Consider the following 9,659-nt stretch of genomic DNA (forward strand, 5'->3'; position numbering starts at 1 on the left):
ATAAAGGGCTTTCAGACTATCGGTTAGTTGAATCAGGGATGCTGGTTTCATGCGAGTTCCTCACTCTGAGGATTTTCCCATTATTATAGGATCAATCATTCTCTGTAATTCTCTTAAATGCTCTAAGTAGGAAGGCACAATTATTTGTAGGATGGGTTAGCGGTAGCGTAACATAATCGGGCGTTGGGTTTCATGCTTCAACCCAACCTACGTTCATCCGATAACTGATAACTGATAACTGATAAATGAATGTTGTGGTGACGGGAATTGGGTTGATCAGTTCTCTGGGAAATTTAAGTCAGAGTTGGCAAAGATTACTAGAGGGCAAAACTGGTATAACTAGACAACAACCCTTTTCTGATTTACCCGCTTTACCCTTGGGTTTAATCGGTCACAAACCGGCATTTTTAGAGGATTTAACCAAAATTGCCCTGATTGCTGCCCTTGAAGATGCGAAGTTAACCCCTCCCTTAAAGGATTGTGGTGTCACTATCGGTTCTAGTCGTGGTTGTCAGGGTTTATGGGAACAGATGGCAGCGACGGGAATAGTAGAAAACTGGTTAGATAGTTTACCCGATCGCGCCTCGGTATTGACCGCTAGATTGATAGAAACCGGCGCCCCAGTGTTAGCACCCATGGCGGCCTGTGCCACGGGCATCTGGTCGCTCGCCCAGGCTGTAGAATTAATTACTATGGGAGAATGCGATCGAGTTTTAGCCGGGGCGCTCGAAACCCCGATCACTCCCTTAACTTTGGTGGGATTTGAACAGATGGGAGCTTTGGCGAAAACGGGCTGTTATCCTTTTGATAGAGCTAGGGAGGGCTTGGTTTTGGGCGAAGCTGGGGCGATTTTAGTCCTTGAATCCGAAAAACTGGCTTTAAGCAGAAATGCCCCCATCTACGGGCAAATTTTGGGCTATGGTTTTACCTGCGATGCCGATCATGTCAGCGCCCCGGCGGTGAATAATCGTAGTGCTACCAAAGCCATAGAACTATGTTTGCACAGAAGTCAATTAAGAAAAGATGAAATTAATTACATTCACGCCCACGGCACTAGCACGCGTTTAAACGATGAACGGGAGGCAAACCTGATCGCCAGCATTTTTGGCTCGCAAGTGGCTGTAAGCTCGACAAAAGGGGCAACAGGACACACTTTAGGGGCTTCGGGGGCATTAGGTGTGGCTTTTTGTTTAATGGCTCTGAAAAATCAGCTAATTCCCCCCTGTGTCGGTGTGCGCGAGTCGCCTTTTCAATTAAATTTAATTAGAGCGGCTGTTAATTTTTCCCTGCACAATTGTCTCTGTCTTAGTTTCGGTTTCGGAGGACAAAATGCCGCCATCGCAGTGCGGAAGTTTTTCAGTGATCAGTAATCAGTTCTTTCCCTGCCGGTCTCTGCATTTTTAACAAAACTTAACAATTATGGGGAAAATTTTGCTTGTTTTTGTCGGGAGATTTTGAGATAATATTTTTAAAAGATTTTATTCACAATGGGAATATTTGAACTTCTGGAAATTGGCACGGATTCCCATTATGATAAAAGCATAGCACAAGCCGCCGCCAAAGTCAAGTCCTTTCTTATTACTTATGGGTGCGAATTTCCAGGAGTCAAAAAGGGCCTTAGTGGGGGTGGTAGGTGTTGGGGAGATTTTTCAGTGATCAGCTTTAATACTGCTCACTTAATATATACTGCTCACTTAAAACTCACATCTGACTCCTGACTGCTGATAACTGATTATGGATACACCGCGACTACATCCGGACACGATCGAAGAAGTTAAACAAAGAATTGATATTGTGGATTTAATTTCCGAGAGAGTCGTCCTCAAAAAAAGGGGACGGGAATACGTCGGTTTATGTCCTTTTCACGAGGAAAAATCCCCCAGTTTTACGGTTAGTCCTGCCAAACAAATGTATTACTGTTTTGGCTGTGGTGCGGGGGGAAACGGGATTAAATTTCTTATGGAAGTGGGAAAACAATCTTTTAGTGAAGTGGTTTTCGATCTTGCTAGAAGGTATCAAATCCCGATTAAAACTCTGGCAGTAGAACAGCGTCAGGAATTAGAACAGAAATTATCCCTCAAGGAACAATTATACGAAATAATGGCCGTGGCGGTGAGTTTTTATCAACACGCCCTTAGTCAACCTCAAGGGGAAAAAGCGTTAGATTATCTTAAGGTACAACGACAACTAACCGCGGAAACTATCGCAGCTTTTCAACTGGGATATTCTCCGGAAGGTTGGGAAACTCTCTATCGTTATTTAGTGGAACAAAAGCGCTATCCTGTGGCTTTAGTGGAACAAGCGGGATTAATTAAAGCGCGTCAAAATGGTAGTGGTTATTACGATCAATTTCGAGATCGTTTAATGATTCCTATTTTTGATAGTCAAGGACGAGCGATCGCTTTTGGTAGTCGCACTTTAGGTAATGAGCAGCCAAAGTATCTAAATTCTCCCGATACTCCTCTATTTGAAAAGGGAAAAACTCTCTTTGCTCTCGATCGAGCTAAACAGACAATTATTCAGCAAGATTTAGCGATAGTTGTCGAGGGTTATTTTGATGCGATCGCTCTTCATGCTACTGGTATTAGTAATGTGGTTGCCTGTTTAGGAACAGCTTTAAGTCAAGAGCAAATTAAATTACTTTTGCGCTACAGTGAAAGTAAACAAATAATCTTTAATTTTGATGCTGATCAAGCGGGAATTAAAGCGACACAAAGGGCGATCGAGGAAATTAACTCCCTAGTTTATTCGGGACAAGTTAACCTAAAAATCCTCAATCTTCCCGATGGTAAAGATGCCGATGAATTTCTTAAATCTCGTGCTGACGGGGTGAATAGTTATCGAGAACTAATCGAAAAATCTCCTTTTTGGATTGATTGGCAAATCTCGCAAATGTTGGTTAATAAAGATTTAAAACAGGGACTACATTTTCAACAAGTAGCCAATAGTATGGTGAGTTTACTGCAAAAGTTAATCGATAGCAATCAACGCACTTTTTATCTAGATTATTGTGCTGAAATTTTGGCTCAAAAAGATGCAACTCGTTTGCCTTATATTTTAAAAAATCTCTCAAAGCAGGTTAATAAACCTCAGGGAAAATCTCTGGCAATCAAGAGGAAAAATATTTTAGATAAATCTGAAAAAAATAGCTCGGAAAAAGCCGAATGGTTATTATTATTAATCTATCTCCATTATCCTGAATATCGGGAAAGAATTTTAGAATCTTTGGATGAAAAAGATTTAATTTTTAATCTCCCGGATTATCGTTGGTTATGGCAAGTAATTCTAGAGTTAGAAACCCAAATTACTAAACCAAGAGATTTGATGTCATCTTTACAGAATCATTTATTGATGATCACCACAGACAAAAACCGTGATTTTAATTCTTTATTGCACTTAAATGAACATACCAGTCAGGAAATTTTGCAGCCAGAAGAACAAATTAAAGATGCTATTATAGCTATGGAAAAAATTAGTTTAATGGAATATCGTCGCTACTGTCAAGAACAATTAATTAATTCTGGCGACAGCAATCAAAGGGAATTTTATCAGCAGGAATTTTATCAAACTGTTAATAAATTAATCGAAATTGATCCTCTCTACCAACAAGCTTAATTCTCTAATTGATTAGAAGCTAGACAATTGTTCGGCAATAATAGATACTAACTTATCCACTGCTCCTGCTTGCCCGCGCACTGCCCGCAATTTTTGCCGGATAGCCTCTAATTGTTGGGGATTTTCTAACCAAGATCTAGCCATATTTGCCACTTCTTCTGGTTGTAATTCCCCCAATAATTCCGGAACAATTTCGGCACCAGCCCAAATATTTGGCCAAGCATATAAACGCTTTTTCCGCAACATATAGAGATTAATTATCTTAGCAAATAAAGAGCCAACCCCCGGCAGTTGGGCTAATAAACCGGGTAAACCGTCCCAAGTTCTCATCGCGTCTAGTTGCTGAGTCGGTAGTAAAATAATCATCGGGATTGCCAGCGCCCCTAATTCGGCAGTATTAGCACCCACCGTCGTTAAAGCTAAATGACAGCGAGAAAGCTGGTTATGGGCGGGAAAATCGGTAATTAGGTCAACTTTTACCCCCTTATCTGTTTCTAGATAGGGTTTTTCACCGTTTTTTAATTTGGCAGCACTCCAACCGGTTTTAGTGATCATCGGATTAGAGCTAGGATCGGCAAATTTCGCCAAATAAGCTAAATTTAGGGTAGGAGCGACGGGAATTAAGAATTTAGTCCGGGGAGCCTGCGCGTGTATCTTTTCGGCAATGGCTAGGGTTAGGGGTACACCCTGAGCTAATTTCGAGGGTTTGGAACCCGGGAGGAGTGCAATTAAGGTAGCGTCATCAGGGGTGATAGCATTGGGCAAATCCACCATTAAATCGCCGATAACAGTAAATTTATGCTGATATTGTTGGGGAATATTATTTAATACACTTGTATTCATTACGGCAAAGCGATCGATCCCCCGATACCAACGCGCTTCCCATTCCGCATAGATAACGGTGCGATAACCCAAACGTTTACCGATGGTGAGGGCAAAAAATTGATCGCCCCCTAAAAATAAAACGATGCCCTTGGGGTGCCAATCCCAATTATCGGCGGTTTTTCCCCAGAAAAGAAAATTAAAGAAGTTTTCTGGCGACTGGACTCGATCGACCTCCGGATATTTCCTAACTACTGCCGTTTCCGCCCCCATAGAATGAGTACAAGGGGAAAGAATCACCGAAATCCGCAACAGCGATCGATCTTCTGTTAAGTTTTGTCGCAATCTCTTGACAACTGGACGCACCCATGTAGATATTTCTCCTGGGCCATTAGAGAGAATGAGAAGATCAACAGGAGAATCAAACATGATATGTGGTGAGGTAGGAAGTTTTCGTTTTGGGGAGACAGTATTCAGGAGTCAGGAGACAGTATTCAGGAGACTATTTTTATTTGTTTTCCCCTCTCCCTTCTCCCTCACAACGCGCGCGAAGTGGTTTCCCTGTTGGGGTGTTGCCTACTTGCCATTGAATAAAGAACGAATTGCCTGATGTTTAGGGTGATCAAATTCTGGGGGAACCTTGCGGGTATCGGTAATCAACCAATCCAAGGCTGCCGCTTCCACATCGATCGCCGCGCCGGTTTTATCAACACAGTAGCGCCCAAAGACCAACTTATCCACCAAACGCGCCCCTGAACCGAGGCGAGAATATTCAAAAATAACGCTATTGTCCACCGTCGCGCCGCCACAAATCCAACAATTCGGGCCAATCATACTCGGACCGACAATTTTCGCCCCGTCTTCAATGCGCGTCATTGCCCCGATATACACAGGTCCGGTGATATCGACTCGATCCCAGTTTACTCCCACATTTAAGCCCGTGTAGATGCCCGGTTTGACTTCGATGCCAGGGATAGCAACATTTTTAATTTTCCGGGATAACACCCCGCGAATTGCCTGCCAGTAGTCGGGGACTTTACCGATATCCACCCATTCAAAATCCATGTTTAAAGCGTAGAAAGGTGCAGCTTTAGCGACTAATTGGGGGAATAATTCGCCCCCGATGTCGTATTTACTATTAGGGGGAATAAAATCAATGATTTCTGGCTCAAAAATATAGATACCCGTGTTAATGCAGGTACTTAAAGCTTCATCGATGGCCGGTTTTTCTTGGAAACTGAGAATCCGTCCCTCCTCGTCGCTAACTACCACCCCATAACTGGATACTTCCTCTCTGGGGACGGTTTTGGTGACAATAGTAGCGATCGCTCCCTTTTCCTGATGCCATTTAACGGCTGCGGTTAAATCAAGATCGATCAGCGCATCACCACAGAGAACCACAAAAGTATCGTCAAAAAAGGGATTAAAATCTTGAATTCGTCGTAAACCGCCCGCCGATCCTAGTGCATCACCGATTAACTCGCCCTCTTCGATTCTACCCTCGAAAGAATAGCCGATATGCACCCCAAAACGCTGACCATCGCGGAAATAACTCTCAATTTCTTCGGCTAAATGACTAACATTGACCATGATCTGATCAAAGCCATGCTGTCGCAACAGTTCCAACAAAAACTCCATCACCGGCTTTTGTAAAATCGGGATCAGGGGTTTGGGAATCGTATGGGTAATCGGACGGACGCGAGTTCCTTTGCCAGCCGCCAAAATCATGGCTTTCATCGATATCTATTTCCTTTTGTGATCGAGGTTTGTAATTAAATCATGCCTAGTGTATCATTACTGGCTCGGAATCAGTGGTTATCGATCCTCTTGGGGGTACCTCGAAAAATAGATTTACCTTAAATGTCGGATGAATGCCCCCGCTAAATTTTTCCACAAGACATCAACCTTTGCGGGGGATGAAATCCGACCAGGATATTAACCGCGAAGCACGATTTTAATTCTACCATTTGTAAGTAAACTGTGTTATACTTAATTTATCCAGGGTCGAGGATTAATCAATCCTAGTCGTAGAAGCCAAGTTAAAAAACGGGACACCAGAACAATCTCAAAGACTAGATGAAGCAATTAGGACATCTCAGTTTGTGCTTAACTCTTGTGTTCGTTATTGTCTGGACAATCAAGGGACAACCCGTAATGATCTTCAAAAGCTTTGTGCTGTACTAGCAGACAACAAAGAAACACCTTGGGTTAATAAATTAAACTCTCAAGCTCGTGGGAGCATCTCACCTTTGCAATAAGTAGAAATGCTTAATGAGATCAATAAAAAAGTTAAAAAAGGCAACCATTTAGATAGGCACAGCGATGACGAAGGACTTGCGGTACATTACCAGATTCCCCACTTGCACCAGTAATTTTGAGACGATGAGCAATTTGTTTAATTTTTGATGACCCGGAGCCAGAGCCAATGGAAATGCCCTCTGCCTGCAAATAACCATAATTGACAATTCGATGTTTATGCTTGTTCAAATAAGTAATAAAATTCTCAACTTGCGGCTCTGACCATCCTTCGCGCACAAAAGATAGCCGCCGCCACTTCCCCCTTCCATAGAAAACATTTTACCTCCTCAATTCGCTGGAATGACCCGCCAACTTTATAGAGGTTTTCGATTAAATGATACCAATCCAATATTTCAATTCTTTCCTGTTTCTCTCCTATCTCACGAAATACATTCCAGATACCATCATGTCCATCTCCTAAACAAATTAAAGGTTTAGCCAAAACTTGAGAATTAACCAAATCTAATCAAGCCGAGTTATCTTGAAACCCACATTCCGCACCCTAAGTGTCACAACGTCTCAAAAGAGGAAGGAGCGTGAGTCAAAATACTTATCTAGAGGAGTGAGTTGGCGGCAAGCTGCCGGCAACTAAGCCGAAAATTTCAGGGTTGCCCCAGTCATTCTCAATAAACAGTGCTTGTTGAGAATGACTGGGCAATCAGACTTAACATCTAGGGGGAGATGTTCCAGTTGCTCGCTTTGTTTTGTCACCCCTTGAAGTCAATCCATCTGGTCAAGATAAGAGATAATATTCCTGGCAAGGTTTGGGAAAAAATCTCAAAATGTTGCGCCTCTCATCCGTTAAGTTACTAATCTTTTGATTGTCTTGAATAGGTCGGAGATGAATCCCTTGAAAGTTCTGAAATATCCAGCGTAATGTTGGTCGGTCAGTTAACTTACCCAACTGATTTTTCAGTCCCGTCTCCTGCTGTTTTAAACTTAAACGAAGTTGTCTTTGACCAATAGTATAAACCAGCAGGCACAAGCCCATAAGCATAGCCATGACCTCAATTCTGTGGGGAGATTTGAGAAAGACACTGTGGGCAAAAAAGCAGGGGTCTTTGAGAAAAGAAAATCCTCTCAAGGGGTGACAGAACAGTTAAAAAGCTTGCTTTATAAGGCTCATAGCCGTTAACCCTTTGGAGAAATAAGGGTTTTTCTGGGGTTTGAGGCGGATCAAAGAAAAGGCAAGTTCCGAGAAAGTATCCATCGACTCAACCCAAAAAGTACCATAAGTACCTATCCAAAAATCACTATGTCTTTCAGCAGAACGATTAGATTCTTTGAGGCGACAAATATAAACACGATGGGGTAAAATATTGAGTTGTTGACCCCGTATCGTATTTAAAGAATAGGCGATAGCAATCAATAAAACAAGAGCTAAAAAGCGAGGTTCACTAACTTTAGTCTTCTCGATATTATCACCTCGCGTTTTACAATCTTTGAACATAGCTTCAAGGCCAAAACGAGATTCATATAACTTTAAAGTGGGAGCAAGTCAGTTTTGCAGAAGAGTGCGCTGGAGACTGGTAGAAGAATCGAGTAAAATAGGGATATATCAAAGGAGGAAACGGTCAATGAACCCAGAAAACCAGAAAAAACTCCAAGAATACGCCCGAGGAATCGCCGAAATTCTCTATCAAGAGGCCGCTCCCGAAGACTTAGCCAGTTTAGGGGATATTGAAAAAACGATCCGACAACAGACTTTAGATTATGTTACCCCCCAATTAGGAATTTTTTTATCGAAAAAACAACGGGAACAAAAGCGGGACGAGAAAGAATTCTAAAAAGTATAATCGGTCAACTACCCGTCACCGAAAAACAAGCGGAGTATTTACATCTGGAATCCCATCAAAGAATTAGTCCAGCTTTAGAGGAATGTTGTTTAAGGTTAAGTGCCACGGTTTCTTACAAGAATGCTGAAAAAGATCTACCCAAATACACGGGAATAAAAGTTTCCGAGAAAACGTTACAAAGAATTGTCGAGCGCCACGAGTTTCCCGAGGAAGAAGTAAGAGAAACTATCAAAGAAATCAGCTTGGATGGTGGGAAAGTACGCTCTTTGAACGGAGACAAAAGGAGAATCGTGCGTTTGGAAAGATTACAAGGCGATCTGGGCAGATAATCTAGTGACCAAAGCCACGTTCAGGGAAAACGAGGTTTTAATCGAGTGGGTAAATCGGCAAGAGTTGTCCGATCCTCTAACCTGTCTAGGAGACGGTCATCCGGGGATATGGAAAATCATCGGACAGATCGAAGCCCCAGTGGAAAAACGAGAGGTTTTAGATTGGTTTCATCTGGTGGAAAACCTGTATAAAGTCGGAGGTTCCCAGAAGAGAATTCAAGAGGCGGAAAGCTTGTTATGGAAGGGAAAAGTCGAGGAAACTATCGCTTTATTCTCTTCTTTATCGAAAAAACAAGCGGAAAATTTCTGTAATTACTTGAGAGAGCATTGTCATCGAATAATCGATTATTCTTATTTTCAAGAGAACGAAATTTGTTCGATTGGTTCAGGAGCGGTGGAATCAACGATTAAACAAATCGATAGACGCTTGAAAATTTCGGGAGCGCAATGGAATGAAAGGAATGTACCTCAAGTTCTCAAACTTCGTTGTGCGTACCTGAACGGAACACTTTGAACGAGGCTTGGTACGTTTGTTCTAACAAAATTGACTTGCTCCCATTTTTATTGGCTGTTGTCTGGTTTCAATTTCTTCTCCCACTGCTCCTGATTTCAGGATTTCTACTGTTGGGTATTCCTTTTTATATTAGACCTCTTGCAAAAATTTTTTATGGTATAATGGAGGGTTTATCTATTTCGTCTTTGAACTTCTAAATTTATGATCTTTCCACCATTATTTTTCCACAGATACGGTTAATCAACTCTCAATACATTATTGGCACGACCAAGATATCTAGCTTGT

At 42.0% G+C, this 9,659-nt stretch carries 5 protein-coding genes and 4 pseudogenes; 4 read left to right on the plus strand and 5 right to left on the minus strand.

All coding sequences use genetic code 11. The features are described 5' to 3' along the window. Positions 1–245: 245 nt before the first annotated feature. The gene (locus tag H6G48_RS16540) at positions 246–1,370 is read left to right on the plus strand and encodes a beta-ketoacyl-ACP synthase (protein WP_190722547.1); all 1,125 of its coding nucleotides are present in this window, start codon (positions 246–248) and stop codon (positions 1,368–1,370) included. A gap of 364 nt (positions 1,371–1,734) precedes the next feature. After that, positions 1,735–3,615 (plus strand): DNA primase, encoded by a 1,881-nt coding sequence (gene dnaG, locus H6G48_RS16545; RefSeq protein ID WP_190722548.1) that lies wholly within the window; start codon positions 1,735–1,737, stop codon positions 3,613–3,615. A 12-nt stretch (positions 3,616–3,627) separates the two neighbouring features. On the opposite strand, the gene H6G48_RS16550 is transcribed toward dnaG, so the two are convergent. Beyond that, positions 3,628–4,866: a glycosyltransferase family protein gene (locus H6G48_RS16550; protein WP_190722549.1), complete on the minus strand. Its 1,239-nt coding sequence runs from the start codon at positions 4,864–4,866 to the stop codon at positions 3,628–3,630. Between the two features lie 147 nt (positions 4,867–5,013). After that, positions 5,014–6,174, minus strand: coding sequence for a nucleotidyltransferase family protein (locus H6G48_RS16555; protein ID WP_190722550.1), 1,161 nt, complete (start codon positions 6,172–6,174; stop codon positions 5,014–5,016). Positions 6,175–6,455: 281 nt separating this feature from the next. On the opposite strand from H6G48_RS16555, the pseudogene H6G48_RS16560 reads away from it, so the two are divergent. Continuing rightward, positions 6,456–6,677: pseudogene (locus H6G48_RS16560) on the plus strand (RNA-guided endonuclease TnpB family protein); the annotation flags it as partial. Between the two features lie 49 nt (positions 6,678–6,726). On the opposite strand, the pseudogene H6G48_RS16565 reads toward H6G48_RS16560, so the two are convergent. The 3 genes and pseudogenes from H6G48_RS16565 to H6G48_RS16575 form a co-directional block, all read right to left on the minus strand. Further along, positions 6,727–7,237: pseudogene (locus tag H6G48_RS16565) on the minus strand (ISKra4 family transposase); the annotation flags it as partial. Between the two features lie 231 nt (positions 7,238–7,468). Then, positions 7,469–7,822 (minus strand): annotated as a pseudogene (locus H6G48_RS16570) (IS1634 family transposase); the annotation flags it as partial. A 12-nt stretch (positions 7,823–7,834) separates the two neighbouring features. Continuing rightward, positions 7,835–8,185 (minus strand): hypothetical protein, encoded by a 351-nt coding sequence (locus tag H6G48_RS16575; RefSeq protein ID WP_190722551.1) that lies wholly within the window; start codon positions 8,183–8,185, stop codon positions 7,835–7,837. A gap of 127 nt (positions 8,186–8,312) precedes the next feature. Here H6G48_RS16575 and H6G48_RS16580 point away from each other — a divergent pair. Further along, positions 8,313–9,374 (plus strand): annotated as a pseudogene (locus H6G48_RS16580) (ISKra4 family transposase). The last annotated feature ends 285 nt before the right edge of the window (positions 9,375–9,659 follow it).

The sequence above is a fragment of the Microcystis flos-aquae FACHB-1344 genome (genome assembly GCF_014698375.1).
In the GTDB taxonomy this organism is placed as follows: Bacteria; Cyanobacteriota; Cyanobacteriia; order Cyanobacteriales; family Microcystaceae; genus Microcystis; species Microcystis aeruginosa.